General features: G+C 44.6%; 13 protein-coding genes and 1 pseudogene. 6 read left to right on the top strand and 8 right to left on the bottom strand.

Features of this window, described 5'->3' with window-relative positions; translation table 11 throughout:
• Positions 1-23 precede the first annotated feature (23 nt).
• The gene (locus NYE56_RS05235; RefSeq protein WP_133953540.1) at positions 24-1,523 is read left to right on the top strand and encodes a monooxygenase; all 1,500 of its coding nucleotides are present in this window, start codon (positions 24-26) and stop codon (positions 1,521-1,523) included.
• A gap of 76 nt (positions 1,524-1,599) precedes the next feature.
• Positions 1,600-2,127 (top strand): MarR family transcriptional regulator, encoded by a 528-nt coding sequence (locus NYE56_RS05240; protein ID WP_041335554.1) that lies wholly within the window; start codon positions 1,600-1,602, stop codon positions 2,125-2,127.
• Positions 2,128-2,283: 156 nt separating this feature from the next.
• Here NYE56_RS05240 and glcP read toward each other — a convergent pair whose 3' ends face one another.
• The 4 genes from glcP to ntdA all read right to left on the bottom strand — a co-directional run bounded on the left by glcP (position 2,284) and on the right by ntdA (position 6,772).
• A complete protein-coding gene (gene glcP / locus NYE56_RS05245; RefSeq protein ID WP_341283563.1) occupies positions 2,284-3,489 on the bottom strand; it encodes a glucose/mannose transporter GlcP in 1,206 nt (401 codons plus the stop codon).
• A 71-nt stretch (positions 3,490-3,560) separates the two neighbouring features.
• The gene (gene ntdC, locus NYE56_RS05250) at positions 3,561-4,613 is read right to left on the bottom strand and encodes a glucose-6-phosphate 3-dehydrogenase NdtC (protein ID WP_141949383.1); all 1,053 of its coding nucleotides are present in this window, start codon (positions 4,611-4,613) and stop codon (positions 3,561-3,563) included.
• Between the two features lie 13 nt (positions 4,614-4,626).
• Positions 4,627-5,475 carry a kanosamine-6-phosphate phosphatase gene (gene ntdB / locus NYE56_RS05255; protein WP_341283564.1) on the bottom strand — a complete coding sequence of 283 codons (849 nt, stop codon included), beginning with the start codon at positions 5,473-5,475 and terminating at the stop codon, positions 4,627-4,629.
• Positions 5,447-6,772, bottom strand: a complete 1,326-nt coding sequence (ntdA, locus tag NYE56_RS05260; RefSeq protein ID WP_341283565.1) for a 3-dehydro-glucose-6-phosphate--glutamate transaminase — start codon at positions 6,770-6,772, stop codon at positions 5,447-5,449. Before ntdA ends, ntdB begins: the two co-directional genes overlap by 29 nt.
• A gap of 103 nt (positions 6,773-6,875) precedes the next feature.
• Here ntdA and ntdR point away from each other — a divergent pair, with 103 nt between their 5' ends.
• Positions 6,876-7,865: an NTD biosynthesis operon transcriptional regulator NtdR gene (gene ntdR, locus NYE56_RS05265; protein WP_086343669.1), complete on the top strand. Its 990-nt coding sequence runs from the start codon at positions 6,876-6,878 to the stop codon at positions 7,863-7,865.
• Between the two features lie 212 nt (positions 7,866-8,077).
• Here the strand turns inward: ntdR and NYE56_RS05270 are convergent, their stop codons facing one another.
• On the bottom strand, positions 8,078-9,232 hold the full coding sequence (locus tag NYE56_RS05270; protein ID WP_341283566.1) for an AbrB family transcriptional regulator: 1,155 nt from the start codon (positions 9,230-9,232) through the stop codon (positions 8,078-8,080).
• 106 nt (positions 9,233-9,338) lie between these two features.
• Positions 9,339-10,543: pseudogene (locus NYE56_RS05275) on the bottom strand (MDR family MFS transporter).
• Between the two features lie 113 nt (positions 10,544-10,656).
• Between NYE56_RS05275 and NYE56_RS05280 the strand changes: the two are divergent.
• Positions 10,657-12,384 carry an SgrR family transcriptional regulator gene (locus NYE56_RS05280; RefSeq protein WP_341283567.1) on the top strand — a complete coding sequence of 576 codons (1,728 nt, stop codon included), beginning with the start codon at positions 10,657-10,659 and terminating at the stop codon, positions 12,382-12,384.
• A 29-nt stretch (positions 12,385-12,413) separates the two neighbouring features.
• Here NYE56_RS05280 and NYE56_RS05285 read toward each other — a convergent pair whose 3' ends face one another.
• Positions 12,414-12,740: a four-helix bundle copper-binding protein gene (locus NYE56_RS05285; protein ID WP_009966950.1), complete on the bottom strand. Its 327-nt coding sequence runs from the start codon at positions 12,738-12,740 to the stop codon at positions 12,414-12,416.
• Positions 12,741-12,857: 117 nt separating this feature from the next.
• Positions 12,858-13,295, bottom strand: a complete 438-nt coding sequence (locus NYE56_RS05290; RefSeq protein WP_003245806.1) for a ferritin family protein — start codon at positions 13,293-13,295, stop codon at positions 12,858-12,860.
• 183 nt (positions 13,296-13,478) lie between these two features.
• Here NYE56_RS05290 and addB point away from each other — a divergent pair, with 183 nt between their 5' ends.
• Both addB and addA read left to right on the top strand, forming a co-directional pair.
• A complete protein-coding gene (gene addB / locus NYE56_RS05295) occupies positions 13,479-16,979 on the top strand; it encodes a helicase-exonuclease AddAB subunit AddB (protein ID WP_103803914.1) in 3,501 nt (1,166 codons plus the stop codon).
• Positions 16,966-20,664: a helicase-exonuclease AddAB subunit AddA gene (gene addA, locus NYE56_RS05300; protein WP_341283568.1), complete on the top strand. Its 3,699-nt coding sequence runs from the start codon at positions 16,966-16,968 to the stop codon at positions 20,662-20,664. Before addB ends, addA begins: the two co-directional genes overlap by 14 nt.
• The last annotated feature ends 26 nt before the right edge of the window (positions 20,665-20,690 follow it).

The following is a 20,690-nucleotide window of genomic DNA, read 5'->3' on the forward strand; positions in this document are numbered from 1 at the left end:
TCATGAAACAAAAGGAGTGGTGAATGATGATGAAATATGAAGCAGTGATTATAGGAGGAGGGCCGGTCGGATTTATGCTGGCTTCTGAGCTTGCGATGGCCGGAGTGGGAACATGTGTGATTGAACGGCTTGAAAAACCTGTTCCGCATTCCAAGGCGTTGACGCTGCATCCCCGAACGCTGGAGCTCCTTGAGATGAGAGGGATTTTAGAGCGGTTCGTATCCAAGGGAAGCAAGATACCTTCCGGACATTTTTCAATGCTGGATACCCGTCTGGATTTTTCAGGCTTGGATACGAGCTGTCCTTACACGCTTTTGCTCCCGCAGTCCAAAACAGAAAAGCTGCTTGAAGATCATGCACGAAGGCTGGGAACAGAGGTGTTTCGGGGTGCAGAGGCGCTGGCGATAACGCAAGACGGGGAAGCGGTCCAAACGATATTTAAGGATCGGGATGGCAGTGTACGGACGATCACAAGCAAGTTTGCCGTTGGGGCAGATGGCGCCGGGAGTACCGTCCGGAAACAGGCAAAAATTGAGTTTCCGGGAACAGACAGCACTGTCACCGCTGCGCTTGGGGATGTGGCGCTCCATTCTCCGCCGCCGTCAGGCGTGCTGTCCCTTTGCACAAAAGAGGGGGGTGTCATGATCGTTCCGCTTTCTCCGGGCCGATACCGTGTCGTCGTGATCAGCCCTTATCGCACGCAGACGCCGAAAGATGTGCCTGTCACTGAGGAGGAGCTGAAAACGGATCTCATACGAATTTGCGGGACTGACTTCGGTTTAACCGAGCCTTCCTGGATGTCACGGTTCGGGAACGCCGCACGCCAAGCGAAGCGGTACCGCGACGGCAGAATCTTCCTTGCAGGGGATGCGGCGCATATTCATTTTCCAGCTGGCGGCCAAGGGCTGAATGTCGGCCTTCAGGATGCGATGAATCTTGGATGGAAGCTGGCGGCGGCCGTCAAGGGCGCTGCGCCTTCATGGCTTTTAGACAGCTATCATGAGGAGCGGCACCCGGCTGCAGAAGGGCTCCTGAGGAACACGGAGGCGCAGACAAAACTGATTGATTTCACTCAAGCAGGCCTCCATTTGCGGAGTATGATGTCGGAGCTGCTTGCCTATCCTGAAGTGAATCGATATGTAGCGGGGCAAATTTCTGCGCTCGATGTCAGGTATGAAGCTGATCGTACCATGCCGCCGAATCGTTTGAACGGGGCACGGCTCCCTGACATGAAGCTGATTCTTTCCGACGGCAGTTCGGAATGGCTGTACAGCTTTCTCCAAAACGGGTCATTCGTTTTGCTGTCATTGAGGCAGGAAGCTGATGAGCATATCGAAGTGAAAGGCTTACGTACGGTAACCGCCTCGCTTGCCGAACCGAATGAAAAGTTGCGGGATGTGCATACCATATTGGTTCGTCCCGATGGACATGTAGCCTGGGCGGTGGATGCATCAGCGCCCGATTGTGCCGAGGTGATTCAAAAAGGGATCAGCCGCTGGTTTTCCGTCACCAGCCGAATATAATTCAATTCGATTGTTTCATCTGTAACAAAACGGTATGATAGAAGAAACAATCGAATGAAAAAGGATGGAAAACCCGATGAACACAGATCATACGAAACGCAATCTTTTTGAATTGTATGCGGAGCTCATTCATCAGCAGGAGAAATGGGAGGGGCTTATTAAAGTCTTTTTATCTGACGAATTGAGGAAGCTGGATGTAGAGCACGGGAGTAAATCTCAATTGACGATGACAGAAATTCATGTTCTATCCTGTGTCGGGGACAATGAACCAATTAATGTCACGTCGATAGCAGAAAAAATGAATACGACAAAAGCGACTGTATCACGCATCAGCACAAAATTGCTCGGCGCAGGCTTCCTTCACAGAACACAGCTCAGCGATAATAAAAAGGAGGTCTACTTCCGATTGACGCCTGCTGGAAAAAAGCTGCACAGTTTGCACAAATATTATCATCAGAAGGCTGAACAGCGTTTTCTGTCATTTTTTGACCGCTATACCGAGGAAGAGATTCTTTTTGCGGAACGGCTGTTTCGGGATCTGGTGACAAAATGGTATCCGTCGTCAGAAGAAATTGAAGGGGGTCTCCCGAGCATTTTTAAATAAAAAACACGCACTGCGGTGCGTGTTTTTCGCTTTTTTCTATCTTTTTCAAGGCTGTAACGTAAATCAGATTTCCTCTTGAAGAATGAAATTCAAGATGTTCAGGAATTTGCCCTGCTTATACGGTATGTCTATTAGTATCTTTAATTTACACGTTTTCTACTGTGTTTTTGATGCTTTGTTTTCAAGTGAAATAGGGTCTTCTGTTTTAGTTCTTCTAATCTTTACAGAAATACCTACTAGAATGACCGCCATAGTTGTAAATATTCCCATGGTTAATAAGATCGTATCCTGATTTAAACTCCATCCAATTAAGAAAGAGATGATCGCTCCTCCGAAACTTGCCGAGGCAATAAATAAACTTGTAACTTCGTCAACGTACTTCTGAATAATGATTGATGCTAGTGTTAAAGCAATGGGAAATATCCCCGCTATACTTAGGCCAATCAAAAATGTACCACTCAATTGAAGTATTGGGTTACTTATATAAGAGAAGGCAATCAACAAAACAATTAAACAACTACAGCTAAAAAGAAGGTATTTGGAAAAATCAAGCCTTCTACTTACGAAACCAATCAATATTCTTCCTATGATGATCCCTACCCAGAAAAAGGAGACACTTATAAGACTAATTTGTTCATTGTCTTGGTTTATCATGATTGAAGGTAAAAAGTTGGCAAAATTTGTTTCGATTCCAGCATATAGGAAAGCAAAAAATACAAAAAAGCCTAATTGCTTTGATTTTTTTCTATCTCCTATAAAGTATTGAAATGCTCCTCCGTCTGGAAAGGTCACTTGTTGGTTAGCATTCTTAGCGTACTTTCGGTTCTTGGACAAGAAAATGAACCACCCTACGAATAGGACGAATAAAAAGGTGAATATACAGTAATACGGTAAAAACCAGTTATTGATATCTATGAAGGAATTAATTAATAATGGGAAAGATAAAGCGCCTAATCCAAAGAGAACTTCCAGCTTACTCATTTTTTCTGCATTACTTTCGAAATTAGCAATAACAAATGAACCAACTGTCGTTTCTAATGTGCCTGCTCCATATCCTAAGAGAAAAGCCATTACAATAATATAATACCAATCCTTAGTTAGAAAAAAGATACTTAACGCTACAAGCATTATTGTCAAAGCTAAAGTAAGTGTCCTAAAATGACTGTATTTCTTGATCATTAACGGTGCGATTAATACTCCGCTTAGAAATCCGGTAAACTGAAAGAAGATTATGACCGAAATATCATCTGTTGTCTTGTTAAAAGCCTCTAATAGAAATGGTGTCAAACTCCCTGTTGATATATGGATAATACCTACTGTAAAAAAGAAAGCATATCCGAATAAATATGTCCCTCTTAACATTCATTACACCCCTATATGAAAAAGCAGGAAAGTAAATTCCTGCTTTTTTAGTAACTTCTCTCTTTGAAATACTAGTTGACTGCTGAAACAGACATTGGTTGAGAGTTGCTGTCTTTCTCAAAGAACATTTCTAACACTTCCTGAGATCTAAAACCATCACTAAAAGAAGGGATCTCAACCCAATCATTCTGAGTTGATGCAATCCAATTGATTAACTCGCTTCTAAAAGAATCAGCCCATCCATAAAACTCGTTTGGCGGATCGTTTAATAGGCTTTGCGGTACTGGGCAGTCTACCACGTTCAAGCCATCTATGAGCTTGTAAACGTGAGGATTACCTGTGTGGTATTTAAACTCTTTTTTGTGTCCAACTACCTCAATGCTAAAACCACAGTCTTCAGGTGCAGAACATTTTGATGTGATGATATTTACAAATACCTTGTTCTTCAGCTGGCCATAAATTTCTGCATAGTCATCTACTAGTACCTGTTTATCCTCTTTTGTTTTTACATTTGTGTTCATTTTTGCCCTTACTGATTCTGTGATGAAATCACTCTCGAACAAATACCATACCATGTCAATAAGGTGAATACCCAGATCCCCCAATGATCCACTCGTCTTCTTACTGTTAGCGTCATCTCTCCAAGTAAACTTCTTACGCCTAAGTGCACTATTTTTCTTGAAGTGTACTTTTATGGACAGTATGTTACCTAGTTCATTATTGATAATTAAGCTTTTTAAGATATTTACGTAAGATAAATATCTATAATTAAATCCCATACTGGCTCTTACGCTCAACCTTTCAGCAGTATCTTTCATTATGCTTGCTTCTTCAAGAGAAATAGCCATAGGCTTTTCACACAAAACATGCTTATGTTTTCCTAATGCTTGCAAAGCATGTTCTTTATGGCAAAAGTTTGGTGATGCTACAATTAAACCTTCTGAGGCATCAATTAGTTCATCTGCGTTTTCAAATGACTTCCCGCCGAAAGTTTTCACAAAGCTTTCTGCATTTTGTTGATTTATGTCATATACCCCTACCAACTCTGCATTTTTTATTGTAGATAAAGCAGTTGCATGCGCTCTTGCAATACCACCTGCACCTATGATGCCGATCTTCTTCATTTTAATTTCCTCCTCATGATCCAATTAATTTTTTTAAGGTATTAGTAATTCCTTTTGAGTACTCACTATCAGTTATAAGGTGGTGCAAGTTTTTGGCTTCTTGTGTTGCATTTTTTAGCAGATATCCATTCCCTACTGCCTGTAACATACGAACATCATTTCCACTATCCCCAAATGCGATAGCTCTTTCGGTATTTAGGTTGTATTTCTCTAACATAAACGTTACAATTTCATTTTTTCCTGTCCCTATGGGGATAAAATCTACATCATAGCTGTCTTCTGGATCGCCTGCTAAGGGATTACACCGATTTATATTTACTGAAACGCCATATTCCTCGCAGATTTTTTCAATTGCTAATAGGTTTTTCTTGTCGTTTACTTCATCTTGTTCCTGATAGTAGAAGTTATGCTTATACCGTGACTTTCCTAATTGAGTTTGAGGATTCAAAAGAATGTTGTGATTTTCATGTAGCTGTTTCACAAGTTTTTCAACCTTTTCTTTACTAAACCCTTCATTAATGCGACTGTTCCACTTGTTATCTTGCTGACCGAAGTTATGCTCTGAAAAGTACGTAATTTCAGTTCCAAGATCACTAGCTATAAAATGCGGAAAATATCTAAATTTTCCTCGTCCCATTTTATCGAGAATAGATTCTATACTGCTCCCAGTAACCCATCCGATTATTAGTTCCCCATCTTTACTTTTTTGTTCTAGATAGTCTTCGAGTTCATAGATGTCTTGTTGCTTTTGTTCGTCGATTGTATGCGGAAAATACGTTTCATCAAAATCACAAAAAACAATATATTGAGGATGTTCAACCGTGGATAACGTTTTATACTCCGATTTCTTGCTTAATAACATGAAACAGTCCCTCCATTACTCTGTCTTGTTCTTCTAAAGTAAATGACGGATATAAAGGCAAATGCAGTACCTGACTATGAGCCTTTTCCGTATGAACCAATTGGAGTCCTGCATACTTGTCCTGTACTAAAGGAGTTTTTTGCATATGAGACAGTATTGGATAATATACATCTGTTTGAACACCAAAATCTTCATTTAATTTAGTCATGATATCTGCCCTATCTTCTGTTCTTACCTTAATAGGAAACAGATGCCATACATGATCTTCACTTAATTCTGGTAATTCAATAAAGCCTTTATTCTGCAACTCTGCTAATTGGGTAATGTATCTATCCGCCAAGAACAGTCTTTTGAAGTTGTTTAATGAAAGGTACTTCATTCTCTCTAAACCAATTGCTGCCTGTAAATTGTCCATTTTTGAATTAAATCCAAAATTGATGACTTTCTTATTTTTCACATTTACTTCAAAACCATGATAACTAAATTGAATGCATTTTTTAGCGAGTTCTTCATTATCAGTTGCTATTGCCCCAGCTTTGCCACATACACCAAAATTCTTATAGGGATTAAAACTTAAAGTAGTGATGTCTGCATACTTTCCTAAGTCTGTCAGTCCAATTCCTTGGCAGGCATCTTCAATTACTTTTAATTTATAACGATTTGCGATTTGACGGATATGCTGCATGTCTGAATGTTTTCCGTATAAATGCACAGGTAGAATAAACTTGGTATAAGGAGTTATTGCTTCTTCAATTTTGTCAGGATCGATGGAGAATGTTTGTGGGTTAATATCTACATAGATAGGAACGCCTCCCAAAGCTAACACCGCATTTTCAGTAGCTGAAAAGCTATTAGCCGGCATGATAACTTCATCCCCTGGGTTTAACCCTAAAGCCAATAAACCTATCATAATAGCATCGGTTCCACTGCTGGTTGCAATTACATACCTTTTATGTAAATATGTAGATAAAACGTTTTCGAATTGCTCTAAATAGGGACCACTCGTAAATTTTCCAGTTGGCAAAACTTCAGTTAATGTATTTAAGATATCTTCCACTTCATCATTGGTTATTAATCTGTCTACAGGCAAAAAAGGGACTTTACTGATTTCACGATTTTTTTGATAGTTGAAAAGATCATGTTCAATATCTATCTTTTCTTTTAATACTTGTTTCCACCGCTCGTTTACAATACTGTCTTCAATAACAAGTTCTTTTCCTTGTACGTCACCTTTTAAGTGTTTTAATAGTGACATGTTTTCTTTGCTTTTACCTGAAATCTTAACCTGTTTTTGCATGAACAGTACCTCCAATGATTTTATAATCTAAAAATTTATTACAAATTTATCCTAATTTCTGAAATCGGTAACATGTCAACAACTTTTTTAAGGAAGGGAAAATATGCCTACAATTGATGAAATAGCAAAATTATGCAATGTGTCTAAAACCACAGTGTCAAGAGTATTGAATAATCATCCGTATGTGTCGAAAGAAAAAAGAGATATGATCTTAAAGGCAATTAACGAACTTGACTACACTCCCAATTATTTGGCTCGGAATTTTAGGAGAAATAAGACACAAACGATAGCTTTATCGGTTCCGAGTATCGACCATCCATTTTTTGCTCAATTAATAAAAGGGGTTTCTCATGAAGCACTGTTTAAGAATTACAAGGTAATTGTATTTCAGACCTTTTATGACAAACAGACAGAGCTAGAATTATTAGAGTTATTGAAACATAAAGAAGTGGATGGTATTATTCTTGGAACTTTAGAAAATGAATGGGATCAGATATCCCCTTTTTTAAAGTATGGTCCTATCTTATTATGTAATGAATATCATCACTCAGCGGACATAACGATAATTGGGTATGATGAATTTGAAGCTACATACATGGGGGTAGTACATTTAATTGAAAGAGGGCATAAAAAAATTGGGTTTTGTTTTGATACTCCATATAGCGAAGCTCAATGTCAGAGGAAAGAGGGTTATTTGAAAGCTTTACAAGATTACAATTTACATCATAGAAGCGAATGGATATTCGGCGAAATGTTTAATATCGAGGATGGCTTTCGTGTTTTTCATAAGATAAAGGATCTAAAGGACAGACCCTCAGCAATATTTACAGGAAATGATCAAGTCGCCGCAGGGATTATTAAACAGGCAATGAAAAATGGCTTTAAAGTTCCAGAAGACTTAGCTGTAATTGGTTTTGACAACCAATTGATTTGCCAAGTCGTTACTCCGACCATAACAACAATTGATATTCCCGTAATAGAATTAGGCCAACAGGCTGTGTTGAAAATCATCGAGTCCATTTCGGGTAATGCCTCTTTAAACAGAAGAATTATTAAACTGCCAACAAAGCTTATTATAAGAGAATCAACGTAACGATAGATTTCCCTTTATCATTTTATATCTTTATATAAGAAAAAGAGGTTATTCATTTTAACCTCTTTTTCAATAGTAAGTCGTCAATTATTTCTTTCATTTCACCCTCTGGCAGCACTCACTTCAAACCTGATCCATTAACAACGAAATATCCGCTTATATTTCCCCATCTCGATGGTTTGCGAATTAAAAGTTCTTGAACCTTTTTTCAACTAGGCACTACTGCCGCTGATTGAGCTCTTTTTGTCTTTTTTTTCACCATGAAGATGGTGAAGCAGGCGATAAAACGGCGGCAGCAGGGCAATAACCAGAATGACGCGAATGACCTGAACCGCAACGACAAAGGTGGAATCAGCATGTAAGGTAACTGACGTCGTCGCCATCTCTGCAATCCCGCCGGGCGCAAATGCCAGTACAGAAGTGATGAGCGAAATTCCTGTCAGCTCGGAAACGATCACGGCGCTCAAAAACATTGCTGCGATTAAACCGACGGACGAGACAAACCCGACGATGATAATACGGGTGACGCCGGCAAACATGCTTTTGTACATCTTAGAGCCGATCGTTGCCCCGAGAAATACTTGTGATACATGGTTAGCTTGTGACGGCCACCATGCCATCATGTCGTGCCCTGTCACCGCAGCTCTGCCAACATGTACAATTGCTACACCGAGCATGCTGCCGAGCAGCCATGGAGCTGGAAATTTTAAAAATTTCGCAGCTTTGCAAGCTCCCCAGGCAGCGAGAATAAGAATGACGGTCCACAAAACGGGAGCGAGCCTAAAATCTGTCGTTGCAGAAGAAATTGTCTCTGCTGCGGCACTTGCGGTACGATCTTGTTTTGTATAGATCAGAATGACTAAAAACGGAATGGAAAGCACCACGAGCAGCACACGCATCATTTGAACGAGGCTGACTATAGCGGTATTGGCGCCTACTTCCTGTGCGATGCTCGGCATGGCGGAAAGTCCGCCGGGAGCGGTGCCGACAAAGCTAGTCATCATATCCGTTTTGCTGAAACGCCAAAGCACATATCCTGACAGCATGGCCAGCAGGATAGACAATATCAGCATAACGCCGACTGAAAACCAATGGTCTTTGAGAACAGAGAGAACGGATAAATTCAGCTTTTGGCCCAATTCGATGCCGAGGATCATCTGCCCGAGGGCGAGCCATCGTCGGTTAATTCCTTTTTGGTCTGGTGCCATCATCAGCCATGCCGGCCGTATCATGGCGAGGCAGCAGGCGACAATCAGTGTTCCGATCATCCATCCAATTGATATTCCGGTTAATGAAAGAATAAACCCCCCGGCTGCACTGATTGCGATAAACCATAGATCTTTGAGGAGATTTTCGTCTTTCTTCAATGTAAAACCCTTCTTCCTTTTTCACGTAACACTCCAATTGTTCACGTAGTGAATGTATTTATTACTATAGTATATTTTTGTTGATAAAGAAATTATGAATTATTTTCTATAAGCGATTCACTTTTCTTATGACCTTGTGTTCGAGCTTTTCTATTGTGTAAGTCAGAGATAAACCCGCTGCCAGCAGACACACGGCGAGAGCGTAAAAAATCACTTCTCCGCCAAATGATGTCAGGATCAGCCCGCCTGCCAGCGGTCCGATTGAGCGGGATATATCCCAATGCAGACCATAGACAGCATAAAACCGGCCCAGCAAATGAGGCGGCGCCAATTTCGATATGAAGGTCTGGATGTGGGTTAGCCCGATGCTTTCGCCAACCGTCATTACCGCTGCTGTCACTAAAAGCATTGTCAGGGAGGTTGAGCATGCAAAACCGGCAGCCGCAAGGGAGTAGCAAATATAAGTAATGAAGAGGATCGTTTTCATTGAAAGCTTTTCGGTCCCTTTGACAAGAGGTACTTGGAGAACACAGCTGAATAAAGCTTTTGCTGCTGAATAGATGGTCAGCATGGACAGATAATCAGAAAACATGTTTTTGCTGAACAGCCTGTATGTTGTTTCTATTTGTGCATATAACATGCTGATGGGGAGAGAAAGCAGCAAAAGAAGCAGGACAGGCCTGTATATCGTAAAGCTCGCAGACATTTTCGGGTAACAGCTGGGTGTAGCGGCTTTGTCTCAGGCAGTTTCAGTGCGGCGATCAGAAAATAGATAAACAATGCTGCAGCATCTAATGCGAATATCCACACGGGGTTATGATTGTACAGTAGCATCCCGACAAGCGGCCCTGCCGTCAGGCCCGCTGAATAGATCGCATTGATGACCGCAAACACTTCCGAACGTCTGCTTTCCGGCGTGCTTTCAGCGATTTGGGCGCGGGAAGCGGGAATGTACAACGATCTTCCGATGCCATTCATGACATAGAGAATAGCGAAAACATACGCATGCTCAGCAAATATAAACCCTGTCACTGCCGCTGATTGAAGAAGCAATGCGGTCAAAATCGCTGTGCGCCGCCCAATCCGGTCCGCCGCCTTTCCTGCAGCGAGCGTCAGGAAAATATCAGCAAATGGCTGAAGGCTGATGATCAGCATTGGCATCATGATACTGCCGTTTAATTGTTCATGCAGATACAGCACCATAAAAGGTCCCATCATTGCACCTGTCAGGCTTGTCAGCAATTCGCCGAAAAAGCGGAGCCGAACGGGAGCGGTATATCTCGATTTTATAGAGTGAAAACTGGCCAACATGTGATTGCCGCCTTTCGCTGTTTGATATAGTAGTAGTGTATAGAAGGGGCGGCGGCCCAAAAAGTGAAGAAAAGAAGAGATAAAAGTTCCCCTTTTGTCGGGAGGTGCGGGGATTGAAGCTGATAGAGCACTACGTGGCGCTTGTAAAAACAGGCTGCGCCGAGTATGGACAAATGAACGAAATGACGCTCACTGAGATTGCCGACTGTTTATTTTGTACAGAAAGAAATGCAAAGCTCATTTTACATAAGCTGGAGAACAGCAATTGGATTATCCGGGAAAGCGGGGCGGGGCGCGGCCGCAAATCTAAAATCGCGTTTCTTCGGAGGCCTGAGGAACTGCTTCTTCAAACTGCAAAGGAATATACCATGTCAGGAAAGCTTAAAAAGGCAAAGGAGCTGCTTCAGCAGTATCAGTCCGCGTTTCCGGGGCTTCAAAACGAATATAACATGTGGCTTTCAGAGGTGTTCGGATTTGTGACGGAGACAGGCGAGAATGGGGCGAAGGATGTTCTGCGGCTGTTCATCACGCCCGAATCTGTCAGCAGTTTGGATCCATGCCACATATTTTTGCGGTCTGAGGGCCATTTCGTCAAACAGATATTTGATACACTCTTCACGTTTGATTCGGATATGCAGGAGCCAAAGCCTCATTTGGTTCATGGATGGGAAGAGGTCGAAAAAAAACAATGGAGATTTTTTCTTCGAAAAGGTGTGTCATTTCATAATGGACAGCCGCTGACATCGCGGGACGTTGTGTTTACGTTTCAACGCTTTTTGGAACTGGGTGACAACCCGTATAAATGGCTTCTGCACGGAGTGAAACAAGTCTTAGAAAAGAGCCCTTATTGTGTGGAACTCATACTCGATAAGCCGAATGCGCTTTTGCCGTATGCTCTTTGTGATGAACGGCTGTCCATACTGCCGGCAGAACAGGGCGGCGGGAAAAATGGAACAGGGCCTTTTCAGATGAATCAGCAACACAGCGGGATGCTTGTGCTTGAAGCCAATGAGCGCTACTTCAAGGGACGCCCCTATTTGGATCGCGTTGAGTTTGTGTTTTCTGAGCAAGCAGGAGAGATGAACGGTTTTACCATTCAAGAAAAACAAACATGCCCTGAGCAGCAAACTGTTTTTGATGAGCGGCATGTTCAGTATTTGTCGCTCAATCTGAAAAAGAAGGGGCCTCTTCAACATCGAAGCTTTAGAAAAGCGCTCCGGCTGCTGATTTCCTCTGAACGGCTCGTTCGTGAAGCGGGAGGGCACCGAAGAATCCCGGTTACGTCCTTTTTGCAACCGAGTTCTTTTGAGTGGGAGGGCGTTTCGCCATCTGAATTGTTGAAAAAAAGCGGATACGAGGGCGAAACAATCGTGCTTTATACCTTTTCAGAAACGGATCATCGTGAGGACGCCGAATGGATTCAAAATATTTGCGCCCAGCACGGTATCAGGCTTACACTTCAATTCTGTGATTCTGCTGATCTGCGACGGCCGGAAATCGTGCAGATGGCGGATATCATTCATGACAGTGCGACGTTTTATCAAGACAGCGAGTTTGGTTTTCTGCATTTGCTACTGTCGGAGAACAGTTTCTTGTATCAGCATCTATCTGAAAAGCTGACACAGATATGCTCAGGAATGACAGAGCAGATGTTTTCCATGCCTGACCGCTGTTCGAGAATCGACATCCTGCGTGACGTTGACCGGCAGATAATACAGGAGCTGAATGCGATTCCGCTGTATCAAAATGTGCTCCAGGTGACATCAAGTAAAAATGTAAAAGGCCTGGTGCTTGATGAAGAGGGATGGATTGATTTGTACTCCGTATGGCTGTCCAAATAAAAAGAGGGTTCTTTTTTGAACCCTCTTTTTTACGCTGCCATGCTGCGGCATTGTTCAGCACAGGTGAAGCAGGCTTTCGCACATGCTTGGCAATGATCATGATCGTGCTTTCCGCATTCAGTGCCGCATGCTTCACAAATATCGGCGCAAAGTGCACAAATTTCTTTCATAAACGGGCTGTCCGTTTGCATGGCTTTGACCGCCAGCGCGCAAATATCCGCGCATTCCCTGTCGAGCCGGATGCAGCCGCTGAGATGATGCTGCACGCTTTCTTCCAAGCATTTAGTGAAACAATGATTGCAAGCCTTCATACAATCGATGCAAGCCTCAATACAAGCTTCAGAATATTGCTCCATGGTTGATTCCCCCTGTATGACAGTATATGGTTTTATGTTTCCCGGCTGCATTTGAAAAAAACAGGGGAGTGTGTTTTTAGCTAAGGGGATATGTACATATACCCTGAACGGGTATATCTAACGTTCCATCAGATAGTATAGGAACCAGACAGCGTGATTTTGTTCATCACGTGCTGCGCGCGTAAAGACGCCTTTCGCTTTTAGGTTTGACGTTTCCTCGGCCGCACGCAAGTAAAAGTCGACGGTTTCTTGTTCATCTTTAAAAGCGGCGTCCAGTCCTCTTGTGAAATTGTCCGGGCATTCTTCCGTTTGTTTCGGCATGATGTGTTTGCCGGTAATTGATCCATACAGTGTGGAAAATTCACGGAGGTGGCGAATCTCGTCACGCCTGATTTCTTCAATCTGTTTTCTGACTTCATCGCTGTGGGCGAGTTCGGCAAGCTTGCGGTAGCATTGAATTGCACTGAATTCTCCGTTGATGGCCTTCTGCAAATTCCGAATCAAAACAGGATCTTCCCTGTATGGCACCGGATAGGGATAGTAGCTGTAATGCAAGGGGATTCAACTCCATTCTTAGGAATTGGGCTTCTGTAAAAGTATATGTTGGGCAGGGAGAGATGTGCGGAGATAATCAGCTTTTTATATGTGAAAAGGCCGTTTTTACCAATAGATCAGATTGGTCATTTTCGTCAACATTCGATAAAATATATAGAGATAAAAAGAGAGGGGTCTTCTAATTTGGGAGCAGAGTTTTTAGTAGGCAGGTCCGGGAGTGGAAAAACGAAGCTGATCATCGACAGCATTCAGGATGAATTGCGCCGGGCTCCATTCGGGAAGCCGATCATTTTTCTAGTCCCGGATCAAATGACGTTTTTAATGGAATACGAGCTTGCTAAAACGCCAGATATGGGCGGGATGATACGCGCTCAAGTGTTCAGTTTTTCACGATTGGCCTGGCGCATCCTCCAGCATACGGGAGGAATGAGCAGGCCGTTTCTGACGAGCACCGGCGTACAAATGCTCCTGCGGAAGCTCATTGAGGAGCATAAACAGGAGTTCAAAGTCTATCAAAAAGCGAGTGACAAAAGCGGGTTTACCGCACAGGTTGAGCGGATGCTGACAGAGTTTAAGCGCTATTGTCTGGAACCGGAGGATATCCGCCGGATGGCGGAAAGCGGAACGGCTTCTGAGTATCGCGGAGAACGAGTTTTATCTGAAAAGCTCCATGACTTATCAATTCTGTATCAGCAAATGGAAAAAAGCCTCGCAGACCAATATCTTCACTCTGAGGATTATTTGACATTGCTGGCAGAGCATATCCCGCTTGCGGAAGATATAAAAGGCGCCCATATCTATGTGGATGGCTTTTATCAGTTTACACCGCAGGAATTCAGGGTGTTGGAGCAGCTTATGGTTCATGCGGAGCATATCACGTTTTCGCTCACAGCGGACAAGCCGTCATATGAGCGGGAGCCGCATGAACTGGAATTGTTCAGAATGACGGGGAAAACCTATTACCGCCTGCATCAGAAGGCGAAGGAACTGAATTTGGACATTACGTATAAAGAGCTGAGCGGGACTGAGCGGCATACAAAGACGCCGGAATTGGCGCATCTAGAGGCACAGTATGAAGCGCGTCCGGCCGTTCCATACGCAGAAAAACAAGAAGCCCTTACTGTGATGCAGGCCGCAAACAGACGGGCTGAGCTGGAAGGCATTGCCCGGGAAATTCACGCCCTAGTCAGAGAGAAGGGATATCGCTATAAGGATGTAGCCATTCTTGCGCGCCAGCCGGAAGACTACAAGGATATGGTGAAGGAAGTTTTCGCAGATTACGAGATTCCTTATTTCATTGACGGAAAAGCATCTATGCTGAACCATCCGTTAATTGAATTTATCCGGTCAAGCCTTGATGTTCTGAAAGGGAATTGGCGTTATGAAGCGGTGTTTCGCTGCGTGAAAACCGAACTGCTATTCCCGCTCAATGAACCGAAGGCCAAAGTGAGAGAACAGGTCGATCAGCTCGAAAATTACTGTATCGCCTATGGTATTAAAGGCGACCGCTGGACAAAGGGCGATCGGTTCCAATACAGGCGTTTTGTGTCATTGGATGATGATTTTGCGCAGACTGATCAGGAAATCGAAATGGAAAACATGTTGAATGACACCCGCGATTGGATTGTTCCGCCGCTTTTTCAGCTTCAAAAACGCATGAAAAAAGCGAAGACGGTTCAAGAGAAGGCGGAGGCGCTCTATCGTTATTTAGAAGCGACGGATGTGCCGCTGAAGCTGGATCAGGAAAGGCAGCGTGCTGAGGATGACGGCAGAATCATTGAAGCGCAGCAGCATCAGCAGGCGTGGGACGCAGTCATTCAGCTGCTTGAGGAGTTTGTTGAAATGATGGGAGATGATGAGATTTCTCTTGATTTGTTTCAGCAAATGATAGAAGCCGGCGCGGAGTCGCTTACATTTTCTCTAATTCCGCCTGCGCTTGACCAGGTGTTTGTCGGCAATATGGATTTGTCCAGAATGTATGGCACCTCCTGCACCTTTGTGCTCGGGGCAAACGACGGCGTTCTGCCGGCACGCCCTGATGAAAACGGAGTCCTGTCGGATGATGACCGGGAATGGCTGAAAACGATTGGGGTTGAGCTATCCTCAGGCGGACGGGAGCGTTTGCTTGATGAGCATTTCCTCATCTACATGGCGTTTTCAAGTCCGTCTGACCGGCTTTACGTATCGTATCCGATTGCTGATGCGGAAGGAAAAACGCTTTTGCCGTCGATGATCGTTAAGCGGCTGGAAGAACTGTTTCCGCATCATAAGGAGCGCCTGTTAACAAATGAACCTGAACAGGTCAGCGATGAGGAACAGCTGATGTATGTCGTGAATAAAAGCGTGGCACAGTCCTTTACCGCGAGCCAGCTCAGGTTATGGACACGGGAATACGACATCAGCGACGTCTGGTGGAGCACGTACAATGTGCTGATGAGTGAGCCGGACAGGCTGCAATCGAAAAAGCTGTTCTCAAGCCTGTTTTTCCGGAATGAAGTGAAGCAGCTTGAACGCAGCGTGTCGAGACAGCTCTATGGAGAACGCATTCAGGGCAGTGTATCGAGAATGGAAACCTTTAACGCATGCCCATTTTCCCATTTTGCGTCACACGGGCTGCATTTGAAGGAACGGCAATTCTTCAAGCTTGAAGCACCGGATATCGGCCAGCTGTTTCATTCCAGCTTAAAGCTGATTTCTGACAGGCTGCGTGAGCAAAAGCTGGATTGGCGTGATTTAACGAAGGAGCAGTGCGAGCTGTTTTCCTATGATGCGGTAGAACGGCTGGCACCGAAACTGCAAAAGGAAATTCTGCTCAGCTCAAACCGGCATTATTATGTGAAGGAAAAACTGCAAAAAATTGTGACACGTGTGTCCGGCATTTTAAGCGAGCATGCGAAAGCGAGCGGATTCGTACCGATCGGGCTTGAACTGGGCTTTGGAGGAAAAGGGCCGCTTCCGCCGCTGACCTTTCAACTGAAAAACGGCTGTACGATGGAACTCGTCGGGCGAATTGACCGTGTTGATAAGGCTGAAAGCTCAAAAGGCCTGCTCCTCAGGATTGTCGATTATAAATCAAGCGACAAAGGCCTTGACTTAGCGGAAGTATATTACGGATTGGCACTGCAAATGCTGACGTACCTTGATTTATCGATTACACATTCAGCTGACTGGCTCGGGATGAGGGCGACGCCTGCCGGAGTGCTGTATTTCCATATTCATGACCCGATGATTCAATCTAATCTCCCGCTTGGGCTTGACGAGATTGAACAGGAGATCTTTAAGAAATTTAAAATGAAGGGCTTGCTCCTCGGTGATCAGGAAGTGGTTCGCCTCATGGATACAACCCTTCAAGAGGGACGGTCAAATATCATAAACGCCGGCTTGAAAAAAGACGGATCTCTTAGATCAGACTCGGCAGCAGTCGGTGAAAAGGAATTTGATCTTTTGACAAAGCATGTGCGCCGCACCTTCCAGGAAGCGGGCGAACAAATCACCGACGGGCGCGTATCCATTGAGCCGTACAAAATGAAGAACAAGACGCCGTGCACATACTGTGCGTTCAAATCAGTATGCCAATTTGATGAATCACTGGAAGAAAACGAGTATCGCCCATTAAAGGCTGAAAAGGACAAGACAATACTTGAGTGGATAAAAAAGGAGGCGGATGGCAATGAACATTCCTAAACCGGCAGACAGCACATGGACAGATGACCAATGGAATGCCATTGTTTCAACCGGCCAGGATATTCTTGTGGCAGCGGCTGCGGGCTCTGGTAAAACCGCTGTGCTCGTTGAACGAATGATTCGGAAAATCACCGCGGAGGAAAACCCAATAGATGTAGACCGTCTTCTCGTTGTGACATTTACAAACGCCTCAGCGGCAGAGATGAAGCACCGAATCGCAGAAGCCTTGGAAAAAGAGCTTGTACAGCGCCCCGGCTCGCTGCATATCAGACGCCAGCTGTCTCTTTTAAACCGGGCCAGCATTTCGACGCTTCATTCCTTTTGCCTGCAAGTGCTGAAGAAATATTACTACTTGATCGATCTTGATCCGGGCTTTCGGATAGCTGATCAGACGGAAGGCGAGCTGCTCGGTGATGAAGTGCTTGACGAGCTGTTTGAAGACGAATATGCAAAGGGTGAAAAGGCGTTTTTTGAGCTTGTTGACCGCTATACGACAGACCGGCATGATCTGGATCTGCAATTTCTCGTTAAACAGGTGTACGAGTATTCCCGATCCCATCCCAACCCGGAGGCGTGGCTGGAAAGCTTTGTTCATTTGTATGATGTATCAGAAAAGAGCGCCATCGAGGAGCTGCCGTTTTATCAATATGTCAAAGAAGATATTGCAATGGTGCTTAACGGGGCGAAGGAAAAGCTCTTGCGCGCGTTTGAGCTGACGAAAGCGCCGGGCGGTCCGGCGCCGCGTGCTGACAATTTTCTTGATGATCTTGCGCAGATTGATGAACTGATTCAGCATCAGGACGATTTCAGTGAACTATATAAGCGGGTGCCCGCCGTCTCTTTTAAGCGTGCCAAAGCAGTAAAAGGGGATGAGTTCGATCCAGCGCTCCTTGATGAGGCGACAGATTTGAGAAACGGCGCAAAAAAACTGCTTGAAAAGCTCAAAACCGACTACTTCACGCGAAGTCCTGAACAGCACTTGAAAAGCCTAGCCGAGATGAAGCCTGTCATTGAAACGCTCGTACAGCTTGTCATCAGCTATGGAAAACGGTTCGAAGCCGCGAAGCAGGAAAAATCAATCATTGATTTTTCTGATTTGGAGCATTACTGTTTAGCGATTTTGACAGCTGAGAATGACAAAGGTGAACGTGAGCCGAGCGAGGCTGCGAGGTTTTATCAGGAACAGTTTCATGAGGTGCTCGTTGACGAATATCAGGATACCAACCTCGTGCAGGAATCGATTCTGCAGCTCGTCACAAGCGGGCCGGAGGAGACTGGTAACCTGTTTATGGTAGGAGATGTCAAACAGTCGATTTATCGATTCAGGCTTGCCGAGCCGCTTCTTTTCCTCTCTAAATACAAACGGTTTACAGAGAGCGGAGAAGGCACGGGGCGGAAAATCGATTTAAATAAAAATTTCCGAAGCCGGGCTGATATTTTAGACAGCACAAACTTTTTATTTAAACAGCTGATGGGCGGCAAAATCGGTGAGGTCGATTATGACGAGCAGGCTGAGCTGAAGCTTGGTGCAGCGTATCCGGACAATGACGAGACGGAAACAGAGCTGCTGCTGATCGACAACGCAGAAGATACGGATGCAAGCGAGGAAGCAGAAGAGCTTGAAACGGTGCAGTTTGAGGCAAAAGCCATCGCTAAGGAAATTCGCAAGCTGATTTCATCGCCATTTAAGGTGTATGACGGAAAAAAGAAAACACATCGCAATATTCAGTACCGAGATATCGTGATTTTGCTCCGTTCGATGCCGTGGGCTCCGCAAATCATGGAGGAGCTGAGAGCACAGGGCATACCGGTTTACGCCAATTTAACGTCAGGCTATTTCGAAGCGGTCGAAGTCGCCGTCGCGCTTTCTGTGCTGAAGGTGATTGATAATCCGTATCAGGATATACCGCTTGCCTCTGTGCTGCGCTCACCGATTGTCGGAGCAGATGAAAACGAGCTGTCTTTGATCCGGCTTGAAAATAAAAAAGCGCCGTACTATGAGGCGATGAAAGACTACCTGGCTGCTGGTGACCGGAACGATGAGCTTTATCAAAAGTTAAATACGTTTTACGGACATCTGCAAAAATGGCGCGCGTTTTCGAAAAACCACTCAGTATCTGAGCTGATTTGGGAAGTGTACCGCGACACCAAATATATGGATTATGTCGGCGGCATGCCGGGCGGAAAACAGCGCCAGGCCAATTTGCGTGTTCTTTATGACAGGGCGCGTCAATATGAATCAACGGCATTTCGCGGCTTGTTCCGTTTCCTGCGGTTTATCGAACGCATGCAGGAGCGGGGCGATGATCTTGGTACGGCGAGAGCGCTCAGCGAGCAGGAGGATGTTGTCCGCTTAATGACGATCCACAGCAGCAAAGGGCTCGAATTTCCAGTCGTGTTTGTAGCAGGTCTCGGCCGGAATTTCAACATGATGGATTTAAATAAATCGTACCTGCTGGATAAGGAGCTCGGATTTGGCACGAAGTATATTCATCCGCAATTACGCATCAGCTATCCGACACTTCCGCTCATTGCGATGAAGAAAAAAATGCGCAGGGAGCTGCTGTCAGAGGAATTGCGTGTGCTCTATGTTGCATTAACGAGAGCGAAGGAAAAGCTGTTTCTGATTGGCTCATGTAAGGATCATCAGAAACAGCTCGCAAAATGGCAGGCATCCGCGTCCCAAACTGATTGGCTCCTTCCGGAATTTGACCGCTATCAGGCGAAAACGTATTTAGATTTCATCGGACCGGCTCTTGCCAGACACAGAGACTTGGAGGATTTGGCTGGCGTGCCAGCACACGCTGACATCTCAGGCCATCCGGCTCGTTTTGCGGTTCAAATGATTCATTCCTATGATTTGCTTGATGATGATTTGGAAGAAAGAATGGAAGAAAAAAGCGAACGTCTGGAAGCGATCCGCCGAGGTGAACCAGTTCCCGGCTCGTTTGCGTTTGATGAAAAAGCCCGCGAGCAGCTGAACTGGACATACCCGCATCACGAGGTGACACAAATTCGGACAAAGCAGTCGGTTTCTGAGATCAAGAGAAAAAGAGAGTACGAGGATGAATACAGCGGCAGGGCCCCTGTAAAACCGGCTGACGGAAGCATTCTGTACAGACGTCCCGCTTTTATGATGAAAAAAGGCCTGACAGCGGCAGAGAAAGGGACTGCCATGCATACGGTGATGCAGCATATCCCGCTGTCAAATGTGCCGTCGATAGAAGAAGCTGAGCAGACGGTTCACAGGCTTTATGAAAAAGAGCTTCTCACTGAAGAACAAAAAGACGCTATTGATATAGAAGAAATCGTGCAATTTTTCCATACAGAAATCGGCGGACAGCTGATCGGTGCTAAGTGGAAGGACCGGGAAATACCATTCAGCTTAGCGCTTCCGGCCAAGGAGATCTATCCTGATGCACAGGAGGCAGATGAGCCGCTTTTAGTGCAGGGTATCATTGACTGTCTCTATGAAACTGAGGACGGATTATATCTATTGGATTATAAGTCGGACCGAATTGAGGGCAAATTCCAGCATGGATTTGAAGGAGCGGCCCCGATCTTGAAGAAACGATATGAAACGCAAATTCAGCTGTACACGAAGGCAGTGGAGCAAATTGCAAAAACAAAGGTAAAGGGATGTGCGCTTTATTTCTTTGACGGAGGGCACATTCTGACATTATAGCGAGATCCATAAGCTCCGGAATTTCA

It is taken from the genome of Bacillus sp. FSL R5-0603, from assembly GCF_038050295.1.
GTDB classification, from domain to species: domain Bacteria; phylum Bacillota; class Bacilli; order Bacillales; family Bacillaceae; genus Bacillus; species Bacillus subtilis.

Excerpts from the sequence above, each read along its gene's own strand:
- NYE56_RS05235 (WP_133953540.1), top strand. The coding sequence starts at position 24 with ATGATGATGAAATATGAAGCAGTGATTATAGGAGGAGGGCCGGTCGGA.
- NYE56_RS05240 (WP_041335554.1), top strand. The coding sequence starts at position 1,600 with ATGAACACAGATCATACGAAACGCAATCTTTTTGAATTGTATGCGGAG.
- glcP (WP_341283563.1), bottom strand. The coding sequence starts at position 3,489 with ATGTTAAGAGGGACATATTTATTCGGATATGCTTTCTTTTTTACAGTA.
- ntdC (WP_141949383.1), bottom strand. The coding sequence starts at position 4,613 with ATGAAGAAGATCGGCATCATAGGTGCAGGTGGTATTGCAAGAGCGCAT.
- ntdB (WP_341283564.1), bottom strand. The coding sequence starts at position 5,475 with ATGTTATTAAGCAAGAAATCGGAGTATAAAACGTTATCCACGGTTGAA.
- ntdA (WP_341283565.1), bottom strand. The coding sequence starts at position 6,772 with ATGCAAAAACAGGTTAAGATTTCAGGTAAAAGCAAAGAAAACATGTCA.
- ntdR (WP_086343669.1), top strand. The coding sequence starts at position 6,876 with ATGCCTACAATTGATGAAATAGCAAAATTATGCAATGTGTCTAAAACC.
- NYE56_RS05285 (WP_009966950.1), bottom strand. The coding sequence starts at position 12,740 with ATGGAGCAATATTCTGAAGCTTGTATTGAGGCTTGCATCGATTGTATG.
- addA (WP_341283568.1), top strand. The coding sequence starts at position 16,966 with ATGAACATTCCTAAACCGGCAGACAGCACATGGACAGATGACCAATGG.